The sequence below is a fragment of the Falsarthrobacter nasiphocae genome, from assembly GCF_031456275.1.
In the GTDB taxonomy this organism is placed as follows: Bacteria; Actinomycetota; Actinomycetes; order Actinomycetales; family Micrococcaceae; genus Falsarthrobacter; species Falsarthrobacter nasiphocae.
On the sequence record NZ_JAVDUI010000001.1, the window covers coordinates 172,437 to 193,645 of the forward strand.

The window sequence follows — 21,209 nt, forward strand, 5'->3', positions numbered from 1 at the left end:
CGACCGCTAGACGGCGATCGCTGCGTCAGATGGCGCCACCGGCGCAGGCAGCTGCGTCGGCGAGTCCATCAGCCATTGATCGATCGCCGCGGCCGCGGAACGGCCCTCGGCGATCGCCCACACAATGAGCGATTGCCCGCGGCCAGCGTCGCCCGCCGCGAACACGCCCGGTGTAGAGGTCATGTAGTACCCGTCGCGAGCGACATTGCTGCGGGAGTCGAAGGTCACGTCGATCTGGGTGTCGAGGCCCGAGGGTTCGGGGCCTGTGAATCCCAGGGCGAGGAAGACGACATCAGCGGGAATCGTGTGCTCGCTGCCCGCCTTGGGGCCGCGGCCGCTCGCGGTGATCTCGGTCTCCGCGACGGTCAGGCCCGTGACAGTGCCGTCGACGCCTTCAAACTCCACTGTAGAGGCCAAGTAGGTCCTCTCGCCACCTTCTTCGTGGGCGCTCGCGACCTCGAAGAGCGTGGGGTGCAGAGGCCACGGCTGATGGGCGGGGCGCTCCCCCGGCGGCTGGGCTCCGATGGCGAGCGTCGTCACCGACGCCGCGCCCTGCCTGTGCGCCGTGCCGATGCAGTCCGCCCCCGTGTCTCCCCCGCCCAGGACGACGACGTGTTTGCCGCGGACGTCGATCTCCGGGGCCTCAACCAGGCCGGCCACAGCGCGGTTGACCGGCACCAGGTAGTCCATGGCGAAGTGGACGCCCTCGAGCTGACGCCCGGGGATCGGCAGGTCGCGCGGCGTGGTCGCGCCCGTGGCGATGAGCACCGCGTCGTGCGCCTGCCGCAGCTGCGCCCACGAGATGTCCCGGCCCACCTCGACCGAGTGCCGGAAACGCGTTCCCTCCGCCTCCATCTGCCGCAGGCGGGCGTCGAGCACGTGCTTCTCGAGCTTGTAGTCCGGGATCCCGTAGCGCAGGAGCCCGCCGATCCGGTCGTCCCGCTCGTAGACCACCACCGTGTGCCCCGCCCGCGTCAGCTGCTGCGCCGCGGCCAGTCCTGCCGGTCCGGAGCCGACGACGGCGACACGCTTGTGCGTGGACCGCGCCGGCGGCCGAGGCGTGAGCCCGCCCGAGTCCATGAGGTGATCGGCCAGACTCGCCTCGACCTGCTTGATCGTCACGGCCGGCTGGTTGATGCCGAGCACGCACGAGGACTCGCACGGCGCCGGACACAGCCGCCCCGTCAGCTCCGGGAAGTTGTTCGTGGCCAGAAGCCGCTCCGCCGCCGCGTCCAGCCGCCCCCGGTAGGTGAGGTCGTTGAACTCCGGAATGAGGTTGCCGAGCGGGCAGCCGCTGTGACAGAACGGCACCCCGCAGTCCATGCAGCGGCTCGCCTGCTCCCGCAGGACGGCCGGGTCCTGGCGCTCGTAGACCTCCTTGTAGTCCATGATGCGCACGGGCACGGGGCGCCGCGGCTGCGTCTTGCGTTCGGTGTGCTTCAGGAATCCGCGCGGGTCACCCACGGGCCACCTCCAGAATCTCGTTCCACGTCTCGTGTCCTTCGGGGTCTCGCCCGGCGGCCTCGGCGTCGGCCATGAGCGCACGCACGCGCGAGTAGTGAGCCGGCCGCACCTGGGTGAAGCGGGCGGCGGCGGCGGGCCAGTCCTCAAGGAGGGCGCTCGCGGTCTCCGATCCGGTGAGGCGCGCGTGCTCCTCGAGGAGAACACGCACCCGCTCCGGCTCCGTGAGGGCGCCGAGCACGAGCTCGCCCGTGCGCAGCGCCTGGGCGTTGAGCCGCCGCGGGTCGGCGTCGAGCAGGTACGCCGTGCCGCCGGAGAAGCCCGCGCCGAAGTTGCGGCCCGTGGGGCCCAGGATGAGCGCCTCGCCGCCGGTCATGTACTCGCACCCGTGGTCGCCGATGCCCTCGACGACGGCCGTCGCCCCGGAGTTGCGCACGAGGAACCGCTCCCCGACGAGCCCGCCGATGAACATGGAACCGCTCGTCGCGCCGTAGCCGATGACGTTGCCCGCAATGACGTTCTCCGCCGCCCGGAAGCCAGGGGCGCCCTCGGGGCGGATCGCGATCCTCCCGCCCGAGAGGCCCTTGCCCGCGTAGTCATTGGCCTCGCCGGTGAGCCGGATGGTCACGCCCGCCGGAAGGAACGCGCCGAGCGACTGCCCGGCCTGCCCGTGAAGGTCCAGCGTGATCGTGTCATCCGCCAGCGGGTCCGTGCCCCACGCCTTGGTCACCTCGTGCCCCAGCATCGTGCCCACGGAGCGGTCCGTGTTGACCACGGGGCGGCGGACGACGACGGGCTGGCGCGAGGTCAGCGCCGCGGCCGCCTCCCCGATGAACACGTGGTCGATGTGCGACTCGAGGTCATGATCCTGCCCGCGGACGCAGCGCAGGCTCGTGCCGGGGCTGACGTCCGGGACGGCGAGGATGCCCGAGAGATCGAGGCCCTCCGTCTTGTAGTGGCTGATCGCGGGGCGCCGGTCGAGGAGCTCGGCGTGGCCGATCGCCTCCTCGAGGGTCCGGAAGCCGAGGCGCGCCAGGTGCTCCCGGACCTCCTCCGCGATGTACTCGAAGAACGTCACGACATGCTCCGCCTTGCCCGTGAAACGCGAGCGCAGCAGGGGGTTCTGCGTCGCCACCCCCACGGGGCACGTGTCCAGGTGGCAGACGCGCATCATGATGCAGCCCGAGACGACGAGCGGCGCCGTGGCGAAGCCGAACTCCTCCGCGCCGAGCAGGGCCGCGATGACCACGTCCCGGCCGGTCTTCAACTGACCGTCAACCTGGACCACGACCCGGTCCCGCAGCCCGTTGAGGAGCAGCGTCTGCTGCGTCTCAGCGAGGCCGAGCTCCCAGGGCGCGCCCGCGTGCTTGAGCGAGTTCATCGGGGACGCGCCCGTGCCGCCGTCATGACCCGAGACGAGGACGACATCCGCCTTCGCCTTCGTCACGCCCGCCGCCACGGTGCCGATCCCCATCTCCGAGACGAGCTTGACGTGCACGCGCGCCGACGGGTTGGCCCGCTTGCAGTCGTGGATGAGCTGCGCGAGGTCCTCGATCGAGTAGATGTCGTGATGCGGCGGCGGAGAGATCAGCCCGACGCCCGGGGTCGAATGACGGGTCCTCGCCACCCACGGGTACACCTTGTTGGCCATGAGCTGGCCGCCCTCGCCCGGCTTGGCGCCCTGGGCGAGCTTGATCTGGATGTCGTCCGCGTGGGTCAGGTACAGGCTCGTGACACCGAACCGGCCCGAGGCCACCTGCTTGACCGCGCTCCTCCGCTCCGGGTCGAGGAGCCGCTCAGGGTCCTCCCCGCCCTCGCCCGTGTTGGACTTGCCGCCGAGGCGGTTCATGGCGATCGCGAGCGTCTCGTGCGCCTCCTGGGAGATCGAGCCGTAGCTCATCGCCCCCGTGGAGAACCGCCTGACGATCTCCGAGACCGGCTCGACCTCCTCGAGCGGCACCGGCTCCCGGCCCTCGACGAACCCGAGGAGGCCCCGCAGGGTCTTCAGCTGGGCCGACTGCTCGTCGATGGCCCTCGTGTAGGCCTGGAACACGTCGTAGCGGCGCTCGCGGGTCGAGTGCTGAAGGCGGAAGATGTTCTCCGGGCTGAAGAGGTGCGGCGGCCCCTCGCGGCGCCACTGGTACTCGCCGCCGACCTCAAGCTCGCGGTGCGGCTGCTCGAGCCCGTCCAGCGGGTAGGCCGCCGCGTGGCGCGCGGCCGTCTCGTCCGCGATGACGTCAAGGCCGATCCCCGAGAGCTGGGACACCGTCCCGTGGAAGAACTCGTCGACGAGGTGCTGGCCGAGGCCCAGGGCCTCGAAGGTCTGCGCGCCGCAGTACGAGGCCACCGTGGAGATGCCCATCTTGGACATGATCTTGAGCACGCCCTTGCCGAGGGCGTAGATCAGGTTCCGGACGGCCTTCTCCTCCGTGACGCCCGTGACCGCGCCAGTGCGCACGAGCTCCTCCGCCGACTCCATGGCGAGGTACGGGTTGACCGCGGAGGCGCCGTAGCCGATGAGGAGTGCGCAGTGGTGGACCTCCCGCACGTCGCCGGCCTCGACGATGAGGGAAATGCGTGTGCGGGTGGAGCTCTTGAGAAGGTGGTGGTGAACCGAGGAGCACAGGAGCAGGGTCGGAATGGGGGCCCACTGCGCGTTCGAGTCCCGGTCCGAGAGGACGATGAACTCGACCCCGCGGTTGATGGCCGCCGAGACCTTCTCGTTGATCTCGCGCAGCCGCGCGCGCAGCTCGGACTCTCCCCCGGCCGGCCGGTAGAGCCCGCGGACGGTCAGCGAACGCGCGGTGCCGTCCGCGTGGCGCTGGGCCGCAATCTTGGCGAGCTGGTCGTTGTCGATGACCGGGAAGTCGAGCGCAATCTGCCGTGTCGTCACCTGGTCCCGAGACAGCACGTTGCCGTCTGGGCCGAGCGACGTGGCCAGGCTCGTGACGAGCTCCTCCCGGATCGAGTCCAGCGGCGGGTTCGTCACCTGGGCGAAGGACTGGACGAAGTAGTCGAAGAGCAGGCGCGGGCGCTGGGCGAGGACGGCGAGGGGCGTGTCCGTCCCCATGGCGCCGAGGGGCTCGGCGCCGTCGCGCGCCATGGGGCCCACGAGGAGCCTCAGCTCCTCATGGGTGTAGCCGAAGGTCTGCTGGCGGCGCAGCACCGACTCGGGGCTCGCGACGACGTGCTCCCGGTCAGGCAGCTCCGAGAGCGCGGCGCGGTTCTCGCTGACCCACTCCGCCCACGGGCGCGAGGCCGCCGCCTGGCCCTTGATCTCCTCGTCGGAGACGATCCGCCCCTCCTCCGTGTCCACGAGGAACATCCGGCCAGGAGCCACCCGGCCCTTCGTGACGACGCGCTCTGGCTCCACCGCGACGACGCCGACCTCAGAGGCGAGGATGACGAGTCCGTCCTCGGTGACCCAGTACCGAGCCGGGCGCAGCCCGTTGCGGTCCAGGACCGCTCCGACGAGCCGGCCGTCCGTGAACGACACCGCCGCCGGGCCGTCCCACGGCTCCATGAGCATCGAGTGGTACTCGTAGAACGCGCGGCGGTCCTCGGGCATGTCCTCGTGGTTCTCCCACGGCTCGGGGATCATCATCATGATCGCCTCAGTGACGGGCCGGCCCGCGAGGGTCAACAGCTCGGCCACCTCGTCGAAGGACGCCGAGTCGGACGCGCCGGGGGTGCAGATCGGGAACAGCTCCTCGGGCACGTCGCCCAGCACCGGCGAGGACATGAGCGCCTGGCGGGCCCGCATCCAGTTCCGGTTTCCCTTGATCGTGTTGATCTCGCCATTGTGGGCGATCTGCCGGAAGGGCTGGGCCAGCGGCCAGCTCGGGAACGTGTTTGTGGAGAAGCGCGAGTGGACGATCCCGAGGCGCGTCGCGAACCGCGTGTCCGTGAGGTCCGGGAAGAACTCGGCCAGCTGGGCCGTCGTCAGCATCCCCTTGTAGACGAGCACGTCCGGAGAGAACGAGGGGAAGTACACGCCCAGCCGGCTCTGCGCGCGCTTGCGGACCCGGAAGGCCTTGGAGCGCAGGCGGTCACCGAGCGGGGTCGCCTCTGTGTCCGGCTCGCCGCCCACGAAGAATTGGGCCATGCGGGGCATCGCGGCCCGGGACATCGGGCCCAGGCTCTCGGGGCGAACCGGGACGTCGCGCCAGCCGAGGACCGTCAGCCCCTCGGCGGCCGCGAGGGACTCGAGGCCCTCGCGAGCGGCGGCCTCCTCGGCGTCGTCCGCCGGGAGGAACGCGATGCCGGCGACATACGCTCCCGGGGCCGGAAGCGCGAAGGGCGTCACCGCGTCAAGGAAGTCGTGAGGCATCTGGGTGAGCAGGCCAGCGCCGTCTCCCGTGCCCTCATCGGCCCCCACCGCGCCGCGGTGCTCCAGCGCGCGCAGGGCGGTCAGGGCGTGGACGACGATCTCGTGACTGGCCTCGCGACGCAGGGTGGCGATGACGGCCAGACCGCACGCGTCCTTCTCCTGGGCTGGGTCGTACAGGCCCTGCTTCTCGGGGAACGCGGCGAAGCGCTCAAAGGGGTTGGTCATGATCGGCATCCTTCCTCCGAAGAACGCGCGAGGCGCCTCGGACTCGTCATCTCGAGGGCGGCGCTGGCCTCAGGACCTCCGGGCCGAAGAGGCCCGGTCCCCCGTGCGGCGGGTGTGTTCGCCGTGCGGGAAAAACAACCGTATCAATCGACCACATGACGGAAGGCGGGCGTCCAATATTTGAACACCCGCCTTCGCGGTGGATCGTGAAGCCCTGCCGCTGACCCCTAGCGGCCTCGCCTCGCCGAGCCCGTGCCGCGCGAGGACGCCGGTTCGTCCCCGTGCGGGTCCGGGCCTGCGGACGGGGCTGCCGGAACCGTCTCCAGCACCACGTCGGCCTCGCGGGCGCGCTCGATGTCCGAGAACGGCGAGTCGACGTCGTCGTCTCCCGACAGAGGAGCGGGCGCGGAGCCTGCGCGCGAAGCCGGCACGGACGCCTCCCGCGTCCCTGCTGCGGCCGCGAGGCGCCGGTGGCGCCGACGCGTGGCCACGAACATGACGAGCCCCAGCGCGAAGAGGAGGAGGGCGGCCCACGAGTTGATCCGGTCCGTCACGCCGAAGAGCGTCAGCTCCACCGCCGGGTCCCGGCGAACGTGCTCCAGGACGTACCGGCCCGCGTTGTACAGCATGACGTAGAGCCAGAACGCGCTGCCGAGCCGGAAGCGCATGCGGCGGTCCAGGAGAACGATGACGGCGGCCGCCGTGAGGTTCCAGATCATCTCGTAGAGGAACGTCGGGTGGAAGAGGGTGTCTGCGGGCAGCCCTGCGGGGAACGCCGGGTTGCTCGGGCTGATCTCCAGGCCCCACGGGAGAGTGGTCGGCCCGCCGAAGAGCTCCTGGTTGAACCAGTTGCCCCAGCGGCCCATCGCCTGGGCCACGAGCAGTCCCGGTGCCGCGGCATCCATGAACGCGGTCAGCCGGATGCCCGCCCGGCGGCAGCCGAGGTACGCGCCGAGGGCGCCGAGGGTGATCGCCCCCATGATCGCGAGGCCGCCCTCCCAGATGTACAACGCCGTCAACGGGTCCTTGCCCGGGCCGAAGTAGTCCGGCCAGTGGGAGAGCACGTGGTAGATCCGCCCGCCCGCGATCCCGAATGGGACGCACCACAGGCCGACGTCGAGCACCGCCTCCGTGGCCACGCCCCGCCGGTTGAGCCGCCTAGCCGTGATCCACAGGGCCACGACGATGCCCGCGATGATGCACAGGGCGTAGAAGTGGATCCGCAACGGCCCGATGTCGAACCCGTTGACGCTGGGGGACGGGATGGACGCCAGCATCACGCCCGCCGCGCCCCCTCGGTGAGCCGAGCTGCGAGTCGGCCCACGGCGTCCGGGCCCTCCTTGGCGAGCGCGGCCACGATAGCGGTGCCGACAATCGCGCCCTCCGCGTACTCGGCGATCTCCCGCACGTGCTCGGGCGTCGAGACTCCGATGCCCACACAGACGCGCTCCGCACCGGCCTCGTGGGCGCGCTCGACGACGCGCCTGGCGGCCTCGGAGACCGACTCGCGCGCGCCCGTCACGCCCATCGTGGACACCCCGTAGACGAAGCCCCGCGTGGCCTCGACCGTCATCCTCATGCGCGCGTCCGTGGAGGACGGGGCCACGAGGAAGACGCGCTCGAGGTCGAGCTCGTCGCTGACGGCGATCCACTCGGCGGCCTCGTCCGGCACGAGGTCCGGGGTGATGAGCCCCGATCCGCCGGCTGCCTTGAGCTGCTCGCCGAACTCGCGGATGCCCACCTGAAGGACCGGGTTCCAATACGTCATGACGAGCACGGCGGCGTCGGAGCCCTCGCGGATCCCTCGCACGACGTCGAACACCTGGCGGACGCGGAACCCGCCCGCGAGAGCGGCCGTCGTCGCGTCCTGGATGACCGGGCCGTCCATGACCGGGTCCGAGTAGGGGACGCCGATCTCGATGATGTCCGCCCCGCCCTTGGCGAGGGCCAGCCCGGCCTCGATGCTGCCCTCCACATCCGGGAAGCCGGCGGGCAGGTAGCCGATGAGGGCGGCGCGGCCCTCCTCGCGGGCCGCGTCGATCTTCTCGGCGGCTGTGACGACTGTGGGGCTCATGCCTCTTCTCCCTCGTTCATCTGGGCGATCTCGCCTTCCTCGTCAAGAATGCCGAAGTACTCGCCGGCGGTGTGCACGTCCTTGTCACCTCGACCGGAGAGGCACACGAGGATCACGCGCGAGGAGGGATCCTCGCTCTCCTCCGCGAGGCGCTGCCCCACCTGGATGGCCCCGGCGAGGGCGTGCGCGGACTCGATGGCCGGGATGATGCCCTCCGTCTTGCAGAGGAGCGAGAAGGCCTCCATGGCCTGCTTGTCGGTGATGGGCTCGTACGTCACGCGGCCGATGCTCGCCAGGTACGAGTGCTCCGGGCCAACGCCCGGGTAGTCGAGGCCCGCGGAGATCGAGTGGGACTCGATCGTCTGGCCGTCCTCGTCCTGCATGAGGAAAGAGCGGGCGCCGTGGAGCACGCCCGGGCGCCCCAGGGTGATGGTTGCCGCGTGGCGTGGGGTGTCGACGCCGTCGCCGCCCGCCTCGAGGCCGTAGAGGGCCACGGACTCGTCGTCCAGGAAGCCGTGGAAGATGCCGATGGCGTTGGAGCCGCCGCCGACGCATGCGCACACGGCGTCCGGAAGGCGCCCAGCGGCCTCGAGGACCTGCTCGCGCGCCTCCTCGCCGATGACTTCGTGGAAGTAGCGGACCATGGCCGGGAAGGGATGCGCGCCCGCCGCAGTGCCGAGGACGTAGTGCGTCGTCTCGACGTTGGCGACCCAGTCGCGAAGCGCCTCGTTGATGGCGTCCTTCAGCGTCTCCGAGCCGATGGCCACGGGAACGACCTTGGCGCCGAGCAGCTGCATGCGGGCCACGTTGAGGGCCTGGCGGCGCGTGTCCTCGGCACCCATGTAGACGACGCACTCGAGACCGAGGAGAGCCGCCGCGGTGGCGGTGGCGACGCCGTGCTGGCCCGCGCCCGTCTCCGCGATGACGCGAGTCTTGCCCATGCGCTTGGCGAGCAGCACCTGGCCCAGGACGTTGTTGATCTTGTGGGAGCCCGTGTGGTTGAGGTCCTCGCGCTTGAGGAACACCCGAACGCCGCCGGCGTGCTGCGCGAACCGCGGGGCCTCGGTGAGGAGGGACGGGCGGCCGGAGTAGTCCCGGTTGAGGCGGTGGATCTCCGCCACGAACTCTGGGTCCGCCTTGGCGGCCTCGAACGTCTCCGTCAGCTCATCAAGTGCGGCGATGAGGGACTCGGGCATCCAGCGCCCGCCGAACTCGCCGAAGTAGGGCCCTGGGGCGCTCCGCAGGGAGTCGCGCTCCGGTCCGGACTGTTCTTGCATGTCTGCTCCTCGGGCTGGGCGGCGCGTGGGCCGCCTCCGGTTTATGGTCGGGGTGAAACGGGCACGGCCGCGAAGCCTGCGACCGCGGCGGACGGGTCGTTCGAGCGCACGAGCGCCTCACCGACGAGGACTGCGTCCGCGCCGTGGAACGCGTAGTCCTCGACGTCCGCGAGCCCGGTCACGCCGGACTCGGCGACGGCGACGGCCCCCGCCGGCAGGCTCGCGGCCAGCCGGGAGAACGCGGTGTTGTCGACGTCGAGGGTCTTGAGGTTGCGGACGTTGACGCCGACGATCTTCGCGCCGACGGCCGCGGCCCGCGCCACTTCCTCCGGCGTGTGCGTCTCGACGAGCGCATTCATCCCGAGCTCGTGGGCCAGGTCCAGGAAGCGGGCCAGGTCCTCGTCACTCAGGGCGGCGACAATGAGTAGGACGAGGTCCGCCCCGTGGGCCCGCGCCTCGTAGAACTGGTATTCGTCCACCATGAAGTCCTTGCGCAGGACGGGGACGTCAACGGCGGCGCGGACGTCGTCGAGATCCTTGAGGGAGCCGCCGAACCGACGCTCCTCCGTGAGGACCGAGATGACGCTCGCTCCCCCGCGCTCATAGAGCGCGGCGAGCTCGCCGGGCTCCGGGATGGACGCGAGGTCCCCCTTGGACGGGGAGCGCCGCTTCACCTCGGCGATGACGCGCACGCGCCCCTCCCCTCCCCGCAGGGCCGCGAGTGCGTCCCTGGCGGGTGCGGCGGCGCGGGCGGCCTCCTTGACGTCCTCAAGGCAGATGCGCGAACGGCGCCGCGCGAGGTCTTCGCGGACGCCGTCGATGATGGAGTCGAGGACTGTCATCAGTGCCGGGACGGGGTCAGCTTGTGACCGTTGACGCCGTAGCCCGCCTTGCGCATGCCGAAGCCGACGACAAGCCCGAGGCCCATGACGGCGATGCCAGCCCAGAAGAGCGTGGCGTTGGCCAGGCAGAAGGCGACCGAGGCAATGGCGGCGCCGATGATCATGATGAACACCAGCGTCCAGGCGGCGGGGCTGTTGCCGTGTCCGACGGGCTCGGCGTGGATGTTGTGGCTCATGATGTCCTTTCCTCAGGCTCCCGCGGTGCGCGGGAGGCCCTAAAACGCTTCTACTCTCAATTGTGCCATTCTGCGGCGCCGAACGCGGTCACCTGGCCGTGGGGTCCTCGCCTCGCGTCAGGTCGTCCCATGCGTCGATGGCCTCGGACTGCGCCGAGACCCTGCGCGGCCCCTCCGCACCGGCCCGCCCGGGCTGGCCGTCCGCCCCGGCGGAGTACTTCGCGGTGGTCTCCCAGCGGGGGCTGACGACGCCGAGGGCCGCCGCGTAGAGCGCCGCGAGTCCGGCGAGCACCGCCGCGACGACGGGCCACATCGTGGCCGTGGCCTCGGCGCCGGAGCTCGACCCCTCGATGCCGATCGTCTCCGCGATCTTGGCGGAGGCCGCCATGAGGGGGCCGTTCGCGACGAAAGCGGACAGGACGGCGGCGAGGGCCATCGACCCGAAGACCATGACGAGGGAAACGATCCGCGTGATGCGGCCTCCCACGGCGGCGGCCACGGCGGCCGCCAGGGCCACAACGACGAGGGCCGTGACGGGCTTGGACGCGTCCGCCCCGGAGACTGTGAGGATCTCCTGCTGGACTCCGGCCTCGGGAAGCTTGACCCGGATCCAGGTCTGAGTCCCGGCGAGGAGGGTCAGCGCCGTGAGGAGCATGAGTGAGAAGACGCCGCGGCCCTTCGTGAGGAACGCGGGCAGGGGCCGAGGCTCGCGGCCGGTCGGCCGGCTGCCGCGGCGGCCCGGCGTCCGGGCGTCGACGGCGGCGTGTTCGCGCGGTGCCCGGGCGGTCACGGGCGCGCCCCCGTCTCGGCGTCGAGCTCTCGGCCCGTGAAGCAGGTCCTGGTCCCGGTGTGGCAGGCGGCGCCGACCTGCTCGACCTCGAGCAGGAGCGCGTCACCGTCGCAGTCGAGGGAGATCCCCCGCAGCCACTGGCTGTGCCCGGACGTGTCGCCCTTGCGCCAGTACTCGCCCCTGGAGCGGGAGAAGAAGGTCACGCGGCCGGTCGTCAGGGTGCGTCGGAGCGCTTCGTCGTCCATCCATCCGAGCATGAGGACCTCACGGCTCCCGACGTCCTGGACGATCGCTGCGACAAGCCCGGCGGGGTCCCGTTTGAGGCGCCTGGCCAGGGTCGGATCGAGGTGGGGTTCGTGCTGTTCCATTGACCCCATGCTACGGGCCTCGCGGGCGTCGGGCTCGCTCACCGCACGCTCGCCCCGGAGGCGCGCAGGGCATCCTTGACCTGGGCGATGGCGTCGTCGGCCCCGAAGTGGAAGACGCTCGCCGCGAGCACGGCGTCGGCCCCTGCCGCCACCGCAGCCGGGAAGTGGGCTGGCTCCCCCGCGCCGCCGGAGGCAATGAGGGGCACGGTGACGGCCGCCCGGACGGCCCTGATCATCTCGACGTCGAACCCGTCCCGCGTGCCGTCGGCGTCGATGGAGTTGAGAAGGATCTCCCCGACGCCGCGCCGCTCCGCCTCTCGCGCCCACTCGACGGCGCAGCGGCCCGTGCCCTCGCGGCCGCCCTTGACGGTGACCTCGAAGCCGGACTCGGTCGCGTCGCTGCGGCGCGCATCCAGGGACAGCGTGAGGACCTGGGAGCCGAATCGCTCGGCCACCTCGTCGATGAGCTCGGGCCGCACGACAGCCGCGGTGTTGACCGAGGCCTTGTCGGCGCCGTCGCGCAGGAGACGGTCCACGTCCTCCACGCTCCGGACGCCGCCGCCCACGGTCAGGGGGATGAAGACCTCGCCCGCGGCCCGCTGGACCACCTCGTGCATCGTGTCCCGGTCCTGCGTGGAGGCCGTGACATCGAGGAAGACGAGCTCGTCGATCCCGAGCCGGCCATAGCGGGCGGCGAGCTCCACGGGGTCCCCCGCGTCCCGGAGGTCGGCGAAGTTGACGCCCTTGACCACGCGGCCGGCGTCGACGTCCAGACACGCGATGACTCGGACGGCGACGTCGGGCTTGCGCGGCGTTGGCATGAGGTTCTCCTGGGGTCTCGGTTCAGCTAGATGCGGCAGGCGTGGATGCGGGTGACGAGGATCGCCCTCGCGCCCACGGCGTAGAGCTCGTCCATGACGGTGTTCGTCTCGCTCTGCTTGACCATCGCGCGCACGGCGGCCCAGGCCGGGTCATTGAGGGCGGAGATCGTCGGGGACTCGAGCCCGGGCGTCAGGGCGATCGCGGCCTCGAGCTGGTCGACGTGGACGTCGTAGTCGAGCATGACGTACTGCTTGGCCACGAGGACGCCCTGGAGGCGGCGCAGCATGACGTCGATGGCGGCCTTGTTGCCGGAGCGGGGGTTGGCGATGACGATGGCCTCAGACGCGAGGATGGGCTCGCCGAAGGTGTCCATGCCCGCGGCGCGCAGCGTGTTGCCGGTTTCGACGACGTCCGCGATGGCGTCGGCAACCCCCAGCTGGATCGAGGACTCCACCGCGCCGTCGAGCCGCACGATCGACGCCGAGACGCCGCGCTCCGCGAGGTGGTCGCCGAGGAGCGTCTCGAAGCTCGTGGCGATCCTCAGACCCTCGAGGTCGTTCACAGACGAGTAGCGCCCGGCCGGCGCGGCGAGTCGGAAGGTCGAGCGCCCGAACCCGAGCTGCAGGACCTCCTCCGCGTCCACCTCGGCGTCGAGGAACAGGTCGCGGCCGGTGATCCCGGCGTCGAGGATGCCCTGGCCCACGTACACGGCGATGTCCCGGGGCCGGAGGAAGAAGAACTCCACCTCGTTCTCCGGGTCCACGAGGACGAGCTCGCGGCGATCCCGGCTCTGCCGGTACCCGGCTTCCCGGAGCATTCCGGAGGCGGTCTCGGACAGCGCCCCCTTGTTCGGGACGGCAACTCTCAGCATGGCGGGTCTCTCTCTTGGGTGGATCGGTGCGGGCTGTGCCCGCGGTGTTCAGCGAATGGGTCAGAGGTAGGCGTAGACGTCGTCGAGGGTCTTGCCCTTGGCGAGCACCATGCACTGGAGGTGATACAGAAGCTGGGACGCCTCCTCGAGGAAGGCCTCGTCGGACTCGTGCTCGGCGGCCATCCACGTCTCGGCTGCCTCCTCGACGAGCTTCTTGCCGATGAAGTGGACGCCCGCGTCGAGCTCAGCCACGGTCTTCGAGCCCTCGGGCCGCTCCGACTGCTTGCGCGTCAGCTCGGCGAAGAGGGACTCGAAGGTCTTGGCGCCGGCCTGCCCGGCGCTCACGCGGCGAGTCCCCGCAGCGCGATGGCCGTCTCGAGGGCGGCCGCCATGGCCTCGCGCCCCTTGTCCTCACGGCTGCCCTCGAGACCGGCGCGGTCGAGCGCCTGCTCCTCGTTGTCGACCGTCAGGACGCCGAAGCCCACGGGCTTGCCGGCGTCGAGCGCCACGCGCGTCAGGCCGCTGGTCGCCGCGTCGCACACGTACTCGAAGTGCGGCGTCCCGCCGCGGATGACGACGCCGAGCGCGACGACCGCGTCATGGGAGCGCAGGAGAGCGGCCGCCAGGACGGGAAGCTCGAAGGCGCCGGGTGCGCGGTGGAGGCTCGCGGTCACGCCGGCCTCGTCCGCCGCGCGCTGCGCGCCCTCAATGAGCCCGGTCATGACCTGGTCGTGCCACGTGCCCGCGAGGATGGCGACCTTGAGGCCGGAGGCGGCCTCCGCGAGGTCGGCGAGGCTGGTGGTGGGTGCTCCGTGCGATGCCATGAGGCTCCTCTTCACAGTGGTCGGGCCACGCGCTGCTCGCGTGGTGTGGGCGCGGGGCCCGGTCTAGCGTCCGGTGTCGCCGAGCGCGTGGTTCATGCGCTCGGCCTTTGTGCGCAGGTAGCGCTCGTTCTCCGGCCGCGGCTCCACGATGTCTGCTCGGGTTCCAGCCACGACGATGCCGTGGCGGGAGAGCGCCGCAGTCTTCTCGGGGTTGTTCGTCATGAGGACCACCTCGGTCAGCCCCAGCCCGTGCAGGACTGCCGCGGCGTGCGCGTAGTCCCGAGCGTCCGGGGGGAAGCCGAGGCTGAGGTTGGCGTCCACCGTGTCCTGGCCCTCGTCCTGGAGGGCGTAGGCACGGATCTTCTCGAAGAGGCCGATGCCCCGGCCCTCGTGGCCGCGCACGTAGACCACCGTGCCACCCTCCTCGCGGATGGCTGAGAGGGCGGCGTCCAGCTGCTCGCCGCAGTCGCACCGGTGGGAGCCGAAGACGTCGCCCGTCAGGCACTCGGAGTGGACGCGCACGAGCGGCGGGGTCGTGGCCGGGCCCGCGGCGGGCGGGCGGGGCGCGGTGAGGCTCAAGTGCTCCACCCCGTCCTCTTGGCGCCAGGCCGTGGCCTCGAACTCGCCGTGGGCCGTGGGAAGGCGGACCGGCTCGGTCCGCGCGAGCCGCGGCAGGGGGGACGGGGTGTCCCGGAGCTCGACCGTGAGGCGCTGTTCGTTCTCGTGCCGCTCGCGGTACTGGACGAGGTCCTCGATGGACACGAGCGGCATGCCGTGCTCGTCCGCGAACGCCCGGAGGGCGGGGAGGCGCATCATCGTGCCGTCGTCGTGGTTGAGCTCTGCGATGACGGCGACGGGCTCGCGGCCGGCCAGGGCGGCGAGGTCGATCGACGCCTCCGTGTGGCCCCGGCGCGCGAGAACCCCGCCCGAGACCCCGCGCAGCGGGAACATGTGCCCCGGGCGGGCGAGGTCTGTGGGGCGGGCCTCCGGGCGGGCCAGGACGCGGGCGGTGAGGGCGCGGTCCTCGCCGCTGATGCCCGTGGTCACGCCGTCGACGGCGTCGCACGAGACGGTGTAGGCGGTGCCCTTGCGGTCCTCGTTGTGGACCACCATGGGCGGGAGGCTGAGCGCATCGGCGTGCTCCGCGGACATCGGCACGCAGAGCACGCCGGAGGTGTAGCGGATCATGAAGCCCATGATCTCGGGCGTGACGGCGTCGGCGGCGACGATGATGTCGCCTTCGTTCTCGCGGTCCTCATCGTCGACGACGACGACCATGCGCCCGGCCCGCATCGCCTCGATCGCGTCCTCGACCGGGTCGAGGGCGATCGCCCGCTCTTCGCTGCGTGCTTGGGTCACTTCAGTCCTGTTCCTTCGAAGTCTGCGCCGGGGACTCCTCGCCCGTGGGGCGCGGCGAGGCAGCCTCCGGGGCCACGAAGGCCAGCAGACGCTCGGCGTGCTTCGCGAAAACGTCCACTTCCAGGTTAACGCCATCGCCGGGCTTGAGCGATCCGAGACCGGTCTCCTCGAGGGTCGCGGGGATGAGCCCGACCTCGAGCCAGGCCGCCTCAGCCGAGGGCTCGGAGACCCCCGTCACGGTCAGGGACACACCGTCGATGGCGATGGACCCCTTGAGCGCCACGAACCGCGCGAGCCGGTTCGGCATCCCCACCCGCAGGAGGTCCCAGCGGCCCTGCGGCGAGCGGGAGATGAGCGTCCCCACGCCGTCCACGTGCCCCTGGACGATGTGCCCGTCGAGGTGCCCGTCTGGCCGGACGCAGCGCTCAAGGTTGACGAGGCTGCCGGGCGTCAACGCGCCCGTCGTCGTCAGGCGGAGGGTCTCGCCGATGGCGACGGCGGAGAAGCGCCCGTCCTCGACGCTCGTCGCGGTGAGGCAGACGCCGTTGACGGCGATCGAGCCGCCGAGCGGCAGCCCTTCCACGCTCCGGGGCGCCTCGACGACAAGGGTGGCCGTGTCCTCGGCCTCGTTGGGCACGATCTCGACGACGCGCCCCCGCTCGGTGACGATCCCTGTGAACATCCTTGGCTCCTTCTAGTGGTTCTTCTCCGCGCCGTACAACGCGGCCCGGCCCAATTCATTCCCGGCTGCGCCTGTGGTGACCGCCTCGCCTGACACGGCCATGCGCCGGATCAAGAGGTCGGGTCCCAGCAGCTCCGTTCCCTCGACCCGGAAGCGCGCCGCATCCCCGAGCGCCCGCGGCGCGAGGCCCGATGCGGCTGGCAGTCCGCCGGGCAGCAGCAGGGGTGCCTGGTAGTGCCAGAGCTCGTCGACGAGCCCCGCCTCGAGGAACGCCCCCACAAGCCGTGGCCCGCCCTCGATCATGACGTGGCCCGCCCCGAGCCGGGCGAGCTCCCTCAGGACGGCCTCGGGCTCACGCGAGCGGACATGGACGAAGCGGCCGTCGGTCCCCCGCACCGCCGCGTCCGCAGGGACCTCGCCCAGGCCGACGACGACGCGCAGCGGCTGCCTCTCCGCGTCCTCCCCCCTCGGCGTGCGGGCGGTGAGCCGGGGGTTGTCAGCGGCGAGAGTGCCCGTCCCGACCAGGATCGCGTCCACCCGGCGGCGCAGCCCCTGGGCGTGGGCCCGCGCCTGCTCCGAGGTGATCCACTGGCTGCGGCCCTCGGCGTCGGCCACGCAGAAGTCAAGGCTCGTGGCCACCTTCGCCGTGACGAAGGGGCGCCCCTCCGCCATGCGCTGCGCCCAGCGCTCGTTGAGGGCCTCGGAGTCCTCGCGCAGGAGCCCCGCCTGGACCGTGAGGCCCGCCTCAGCGAGGCGGTCCGCTCCCCCTCGCGCCTCAGCCGTGGCGTCGGGCGCGGCGAAGACGACGCGCCGCAGGCCGGCCTCGAGAATGGCCTCCGTGCACGGAGGGGTGCGGCCAGTGTGCGAGCAGGGCTCAAGCGTGATGACGATCGTCCCGCCGCGGACGTCGTGCCCCCGGCTCCGCGCGTCCTCCAGAGCGGCCGGCTCCGCGTGCGGCGTTCCCGCGCCCCGGTGCCAACCCTCCCCCAGGACGGCACCGTCGTCTGAGAGCACGACGGCGCCCACCCGGGGGTTGGCCCCCGCCGGCGTCCGCTGCGCCAGCTCCAGGGCGCGGCGCATGACGGGCTCCAGCGCGGCGGCGTCGGGAGAGGCCCCGTTCTGGGCGGGGCCGGACGAGCCGTGCTCGCCGCGCGCAGCCGTCGTCGTCGGAGTCACGCGCGGTCCGCGCAGCCCGCAGCGCGAGCGGCGAGGCCACGGATCTTCTCAACCGCCGCGGACGGATCCTTGGCGCCGAACACGGCGCTCCCGGCCACGAAGCACGAGGCGCCGGCCTCCGCGATCCGCTCGACCGTCTCGGGAGAGACCCCGCCGTCCACCTGCACAACGATCCCCCGGGAGCCGATGGCCTCGACCGCCGCGCGGATCTTGGGCAGGGAGGACTCGAGGAACGGCTGGCCGCCGAACCCCGGCTCCACGCTCATGATGAGGAGCATGTCGAGCTCGTCGAGGACCGGCAGGGCGACGTCGAGGGGCGTCGTCGGCTTGAGGGCCATGGCCGCCTTGGCCCCGGCCGCGCGGATCTCGCGAGCAAGACGAATCGGGGCGCCGGCCGCCTCGGCGTGGAACGTCACCGACGCGGCGCCGGCCTCCGCGTACTGCGGGGCCCAGCGGTCCGGGTCCTCGATCATGAGGTGGACGTCCAGCGGGAGGGAACTGACCTCGGCAAGGCGCGAGACCACGGGCAGGCCCAGGGTGAGGTTGGGCACGAAGTGCTGGTCCATGACGTCGACGTGCACCGCGTCGGCGGTGCCGATGGACTCGAGGGCCTGGCCCAGAGCCGCAAAGTCCGCGGAGAGGATGCTCGGGTGAATGGTCACGTGGCTCATGAGGCCGGATCCTTCCTGATGAGAGACAAGAACATGGCGTCCGTGCCGTGGACGTGCGGCCACAGCTGCGCGTCCTGCCGGTCCGCTGTCCCCTCGAAGAGCGGGGTGAGCGCGACAGCGTCCAGGGCGCCGCGGGCCGAGAGGCGGGTCAACCGGGTGCCGGGCTCGGACCAGCGCGCCAGCACGTCGTCGACCACCGCGACCGTCTCCGCCGGGTGCGGCGAGCAGGTCACGTAGCCGACGACGCCGCCAGGGCGGACCGCCTTGAGCGCCGACTCGAGGATCTCCCGCTGGAGGGGGCCGAGGCCCGCGATGTCCTCCGGGCTGCGGCGCCAGCGGGACTCCGGGCGGCGGCGCAGCGCACCGAGGCCCGAGCAGGGCACGTCGACGAGGACGCGGTCATACTCATTCGGCAGAATCTCGCCGATCTCGCGGGCGTCGCCGACGCGGATGCGCCACACGCCCGCATCCAGCGGGGCGAAGGCCCGCTCGACGAGGTCGGCACGGTGCTCCTGAGGCTCGTTCGCGTCGAGAGCGAACCCGCGCTCCTGTGCCAGGGCGCCGAGGAGCGCGGCCTTGCCGCCGGGGCCCGCGCACGCGTCGAGCCACGCCTCGGGCCGGCCGTCCCGCTCGGCGCCCGTCTCCACGGGAACCTGCGCGAACGCGCGGGCGACGAGCTGCGAGCCCACGTCCTGGACGCGGACGGTCCCCTCCCGAACAGAGGCGAGGCGGCCGAGGTCGCCGTGGTTGGTCGTCGCGCTGTCCGCCACGAGCTCGCCCGGCGCGGCTCCCTCCGCGAGGGCCTCATCCAGGGAGCCCAGGCCGGGCAGTGCCACGAGGTTGACGGCTGGCGCCGCGTTGTCCGCAGCGAGGAGCTCCGGCAGCTGCGCCTCGTCCGAGCCGTGGATGACGAGAGACTGCCGCAGCGCGCGGACGATCCACTCGGGGTGCGCGAACTCGATGCCGAGCGCCTGGGCCTCCGAACGGGCCTTGGCGAGGAGGAGGGTCGTCCAGCCCTCGGCCTCGGTCTCGCTGACCCGGCGCAGGACGGCGTTGACGAACCCGGACGGGCCCGCCCCGATCCGCTCGCGGACGAGGGCCACAGTCTCGGAAAGCGCGGCGTGGTGCGGCACCCGCATGTTGAGCAGCTGGTGCGTGCCCAGGCGGAGCGCATTGACGATGGCCGAGTCCACCTCGGCGAGCGGGCGGTCGATGCACTCGGCGAGGACGAGGTCGTAGGTCCCGGCCCAGCGCAGCGAGCCGTAGGCGAGCTCCGTGGCGAGGCCCGCGGAGCGCTTGTCCAGGCGGTGGGCCCGGATTCGGGAGGGCAGGACGAGGTTCGCGTACGCGTCGTCGTTCGAGACAGCCTCGAGGACTTCGAAGGCGACAAGGCGGGCGGGATCGGCCGTGCGGCGTCGCGCGGAGGGAGCGCTCGTCGAATAGTGGCGCTCGCCGCCGCGGTTGCGCGTGCGGCCCTTGTCGTTGCGCCGCGGGGTGTTCTCGTTCACGCGTCAAACCTCGGTTCGGAGTGGTCGGTGGGCGTCTCGGGGGCGGCTTCGGCGCGTCCTGAGCTCTTCTGAGAGCCGAGGCCGCGGAGCCAGTCGGCAGCGCGCATGCGCTTCTTGCCGAACGGCTGCACCTCGGTGAGCACGAGCCAGCCGTCGGAGAACGCCACGGCGATGCCGTCAGGGTGCGGGCGGATGGAACCTGGCTCCGCAAGGGGCTCGGCCTCCGCGTTCGGGACGAGGCCGCCGACGCCGTGGACCTTGAATCGCTCCCCCTTGAACGTGAGCCACGGGCCGGGGGCCGGCATGGTTCCTCGAGCGGTGCGGTCCGCGACGGCCGCCGCGCCGGCCACGTCGAGGCGGGCATGAGCGGGCTCGAGCTTGGAGGCGTACTCGAACACGCCCGGCGGTTGCGGCTCCCCGCGGCGAGCGAGCTGGGGGTCACGCGCGAGCCGGCCCAGGAACGCGGCGGCCTCGGCCGCACCGTCGCAGGTGAGGTCCTCCAGGAGGCTGCCCGCCGTCTCCGTGCCGTCGAGCGGGCGGCGGATGACAGCGTGGACGGGGCCCGTGTCAAGGCCCTCGTCGATCCTGAAGATCGTGGCCCCCGCCTCCTGGCGGCCGCCCATGATGGCGCGCTGGACCGGCGCGGCTCCGCGCAGGTCCGGCAGGATCGAATAGTGGAGGTTGTACCAGCCGAGCGGCAAGGCCTCGAGGGCCTCGGCCCGCAGAAGCGCCCCGTAGGCGACGACGAGCGCAGCATCCGCCCCCAGGCCGGCGATGTCGGCCAGCGTCTCCGCGCTCACGCGGCCGGCCTTGATGACGGGCAGCCCCAGGTCCTCTGCGGCCTGCGCCACGGGCGAGGGGGTGAGGACGCGCTTGCGGCCCACCGGCGCGTCCTCGCGGGTCAGGACGCCGACGATCTCGACCTCCCCCTCCGCGACGCGCTCCGCGACGAGACGCAGGGCCGCCGCCGCATTGGCGGGCGTCCCGGCGAAGAGAACCTTGAGTGGAGGTCGGGGCGTCATGGGCGTCCCCCTCGCGGTGCCCCGCCGCCGACCGCGCTGCGCGCCGGTGCGCCGAAGCTCGTGGCCGTCGCGCCGAACGCGCTCGAGACGGACGAGGCCCGCGACTGCGCCACTCGCGCGCCAGAGACGCCGTAGTCCGCCGCCCGCACGCGCCGCATCGCCTCGCGGCGCGCGTCGCCGGTCAGGCGGTCGATGAACAGGCGGCCGTCCAGGTGGTCCGTCTCGTGCTCCATGATGGCCGCGAGCAGCCCCTCGGCCTCGAGTGTCGCCTCGGTCCCGTCCATGGCCGTGTAGGAGACGACGACGCGGCCGCTGCGCCCCACCACGCCCGCGATCTCAGGCACGGACAGGCATCCCTCGGTGACTGATTCGGGCGCGCCTGCGTCGTCGGACTCCGCCGGGACGCGCTCCACGATGACCGGATTGACGCACACGCCCCGCGAGCCGCGGCGGTCATCGAAGGTGAAGATTCTCACGCTCGCCCCGATCTGGGGCGCAGCGAGGCCGACGCCGCTGACGGCGTCCATCGTCTCGAACATGTCGGCGACGAGGCCCGCGTAGCGCGCCGGATCACCCGACACGGACGCGGCGGTCTCACGCAGGACCGGGTCCCCGATGAGGCGGACCGGCAGAATTGACACGATGGCGGCCTTTCCGTGGCAGGGGTCTGC

The 21,209-nt window shown here is 72.0% G+C and carries 20 protein-coding genes; all 20 read right to left on the reverse strand.

Annotated elements, in window-relative coordinates:
• Positions 1-6: 6 nt before the first annotated feature.
• Positions 7-1,464: a glutamate synthase subunit beta gene (locus J2S35_RS00825; protein ID WP_309848757.1), complete on the reverse strand. Its 1,458-nt coding sequence runs from the start codon at positions 1,462-1,464 to the stop codon at positions 7-9.
• Positions 1,457-6,025 (reverse strand): glutamate synthase large subunit, encoded by a 4,569-nt coding sequence (gene gltB / locus J2S35_RS00830; RefSeq protein WP_309848760.1) that lies wholly within the window; start codon positions 6,023-6,025, stop codon positions 1,457-1,459. The genes J2S35_RS00825 and gltB overlap by 8 nt, the downstream gene beginning before the upstream one ends.
• A gap of 218 nt (positions 6,026-6,243) precedes the next feature.
• Positions 6,244-7,293, reverse strand: a complete 1,050-nt coding sequence (gene lgt, locus J2S35_RS00835) for a prolipoprotein diacylglyceryl transferase (protein WP_309848762.1) — start codon at positions 7,291-7,293, stop codon at positions 6,244-6,246.
• Entirely contained in the window at positions 7,293-8,090 is a 798-nt protein-coding gene (gene trpA, locus J2S35_RS00840; protein WP_309848763.1) for a tryptophan synthase subunit alpha, read from the reverse strand. Before trpA ends, lgt begins: the two co-directional genes overlap by 1 nt.
• Positions 8,087-9,367: a tryptophan synthase subunit beta gene (trpB, locus tag J2S35_RS00845; RefSeq protein WP_309848766.1), complete on the reverse strand. Its 1,281-nt coding sequence runs from the start codon at positions 9,365-9,367 to the stop codon at positions 8,087-8,089. Before trpB ends, trpA begins: the two co-directional genes overlap by 4 nt.
• 41 nt (positions 9,368-9,408) lie before the next feature.
• A complete protein-coding gene (gene trpC, locus J2S35_RS00850; RefSeq protein ID WP_309848769.1) occupies positions 9,409-10,209 on the reverse strand; it encodes an indole-3-glycerol phosphate synthase TrpC in 801 nt (266 codons plus the stop codon).
• Positions 10,209-10,445, reverse strand: a complete 237-nt coding sequence (locus J2S35_RS00855; RefSeq protein WP_309848772.1) for an HGxxPAAW family protein — start codon at positions 10,443-10,445, stop codon at positions 10,209-10,211. Before J2S35_RS00855 ends, trpC begins: the two co-directional genes overlap by 1 nt.
• An 88-nt stretch (positions 10,446-10,533) precedes the next feature.
• Entirely contained in the window at positions 10,534-11,235 is a 702-nt protein-coding gene (locus J2S35_RS00860) for a Trp biosynthesis-associated membrane protein (protein ID WP_309848774.1), read from the reverse strand.
• On the reverse strand, positions 11,232-11,603 hold the full coding sequence (gene hisI / locus J2S35_RS00865; protein WP_309848777.1) for a phosphoribosyl-AMP cyclohydrolase: 372 nt from the start codon (positions 11,601-11,603) through the stop codon (positions 11,232-11,234). Before hisI ends, J2S35_RS00860 begins: the two co-directional genes overlap by 4 nt.
• 38 nt (positions 11,604-11,641) lie before the next feature.
• On the reverse strand, positions 11,642-12,424 hold the full coding sequence (gene hisF / locus J2S35_RS00870; RefSeq protein ID WP_309848779.1) for an imidazole glycerol phosphate synthase subunit HisF: 783 nt from the start codon (positions 12,422-12,424) through the stop codon (positions 11,642-11,644).
• A 26-nt stretch (positions 12,425-12,450) separates the two neighbouring features.
• The gene (gene hisG / locus J2S35_RS00875) at positions 12,451-13,296 is read right to left on the reverse strand and encodes an ATP phosphoribosyltransferase (RefSeq protein WP_309848782.1); all 846 of its coding nucleotides are present in this window, start codon (positions 13,294-13,296) and stop codon (positions 12,451-12,453) included.
• Between the two features lie 60 nt (positions 13,297-13,356).
• Positions 13,357-13,641 (reverse strand): phosphoribosyl-ATP diphosphatase, encoded by a 285-nt coding sequence (locus J2S35_RS00880; RefSeq protein WP_309848784.1) that lies wholly within the window; start codon positions 13,639-13,641, stop codon positions 13,357-13,359.
• On the reverse strand, positions 13,638-14,120 hold the full coding sequence (ribH, locus tag J2S35_RS00885; protein WP_309848786.1) for a 6,7-dimethyl-8-ribityllumazine synthase: 483 nt from the start codon (positions 14,118-14,120) through the stop codon (positions 13,638-13,640). The genes J2S35_RS00880 and ribH overlap by 4 nt, the downstream gene beginning before the upstream one ends.
• A 63-nt stretch (positions 14,121-14,183) precedes the next feature.
• Positions 14,184-15,479 carry a 3,4-dihydroxy-2-butanone-4-phosphate synthase gene (ribB, locus tag J2S35_RS00890; protein ID WP_309848789.1) on the reverse strand — a complete coding sequence of 432 codons (1,296 nt, stop codon included), beginning with the start codon at positions 15,477-15,479 and terminating at the stop codon, positions 14,184-14,186.
• Between the two features lies 1 nt (position 15,480).
• The gene (locus J2S35_RS00895; RefSeq protein ID WP_309848792.1) at positions 15,481-16,161 is read right to left on the reverse strand and encodes a riboflavin synthase; all 681 of its coding nucleotides are present in this window, start codon (positions 16,159-16,161) and stop codon (positions 15,481-15,483) included.
• Positions 16,162-16,173: 12 nt separating this feature from the next.
• On the reverse strand, positions 16,174-17,337 hold the full coding sequence (gene ribD, locus J2S35_RS00900) for a bifunctional diaminohydroxyphosphoribosylaminopyrimidine deaminase/5-amino-6-(5-phosphoribosylamino)uracil reductase RibD (RefSeq protein ID WP_309848794.1): 1,164 nt from the start codon (positions 17,335-17,337) through the stop codon (positions 16,174-16,176).
• On the reverse strand, positions 17,334-18,008 hold the full coding sequence (gene rpe, locus J2S35_RS00905) for a ribulose-phosphate 3-epimerase (protein ID WP_309848796.1): 675 nt from the start codon (positions 18,006-18,008) through the stop codon (positions 17,334-17,336). Before rpe ends, ribD begins: the two co-directional genes overlap by 4 nt.
• Positions 18,005-19,516 (reverse strand): RsmB/NOP family class I SAM-dependent RNA methyltransferase, encoded by a 1,512-nt coding sequence (locus J2S35_RS00910; protein WP_309848799.1) that lies wholly within the window; start codon positions 19,514-19,516, stop codon positions 18,005-18,007. The genes rpe and J2S35_RS00910 overlap by 4 nt, the downstream gene beginning before the upstream one ends.
• The gene (locus tag J2S35_RS00915) at positions 19,513-20,538 is read right to left on the reverse strand and encodes a methionyl-tRNA formyltransferase (RefSeq protein ID WP_309848800.1); all 1,026 of its coding nucleotides are present in this window, start codon (positions 20,536-20,538) and stop codon (positions 19,513-19,515) included. Before J2S35_RS00915 ends, J2S35_RS00910 begins: the two co-directional genes overlap by 4 nt.
• A complete protein-coding gene (gene def / locus J2S35_RS00920; RefSeq protein ID WP_309848802.1) occupies positions 20,535-21,179 on the reverse strand; it encodes a peptide deformylase in 645 nt (214 codons plus the stop codon). The genes J2S35_RS00915 and def overlap by 4 nt, the downstream gene beginning before the upstream one ends.
• Positions 21,180-21,209: the final 30 nt, after the last annotated feature.

Bases quoted from the DNA above. Each gene is read 5' to 3' on its own strand.
- J2S35_RS00915 (WP_309848800.1), bottom strand. From the start codon at position 20,538: ATGACGCCCCGACCTCCACTCAAGGTTCTCTTCGCCGGGACGCCCGCC.
- gltB (WP_309848760.1), bottom strand. From the start codon at position 6,025: ATGCCGATCATGACCAACCCCTTTGAGCGCTTCGCCGCGTTCCCCGAG.
- lgt (WP_309848762.1), bottom strand. From the start codon at position 7,293: ATGCTGGCGTCCATCCCGTCCCCCAGCGTCAACGGGTTCGACATCGGG.
- hisI (WP_309848777.1), bottom strand. From the start codon at position 11,603: ATGGAACAGCACGAACCCCACCTCGATCCGACCCTGGCCAGGCGCCTC.
- hisG (WP_309848782.1), bottom strand. From the start codon at position 13,296: ATGCTGAGAGTTGCCGTCCCGAACAAGGGGGCGCTGTCCGAGACCGCC.
- trpA (WP_309848763.1), bottom strand. From the start codon at position 8,090: ATGAGCCCCACAGTCGTCACAGCCGCCGAGAAGATCGACGCGGCCCGC.
- ribH (WP_309848786.1), bottom strand. From the start codon at position 14,120: ATGGCATCGCACGGAGCACCCACCACCAGCCTCGCCGACCTCGCGGAG.
- J2S35_RS00895 (WP_309848792.1), bottom strand. From the start codon at position 16,161: ATGTTCACAGGGATCGTCACCGAGCGGGGGCGCGTCGTCGAGATCGTG.
- trpC (WP_309848769.1), bottom strand. From the start codon at position 10,209: ATGACAGTCCTCGACTCCATCATCGACGGCGTCCGCGAAGACCTCGCG.
- hisF (WP_309848779.1), bottom strand. From the start codon at position 12,424: ATGCCAACGCCGCGCAAGCCCGACGTCGCCGTCCGAGTCATCGCGTGT.
- rpe (WP_309848796.1), bottom strand. From the start codon at position 18,008: ATGAGCCACGTGACCATTCACCCGAGCATCCTCTCCGCGGACTTTGCG.
- J2S35_RS00855 (WP_309848772.1), bottom strand. From the start codon at position 10,445: ATGAGCCACAACATCCACGCCGAGCCCGTCGGACACGGCAACAGCCCC.
- trpB (WP_309848766.1), bottom strand. From the start codon at position 9,367: ATGCAAGAACAGTCCGGACCGGAGCGCGACTCCCTGCGGAGCGCCCCA.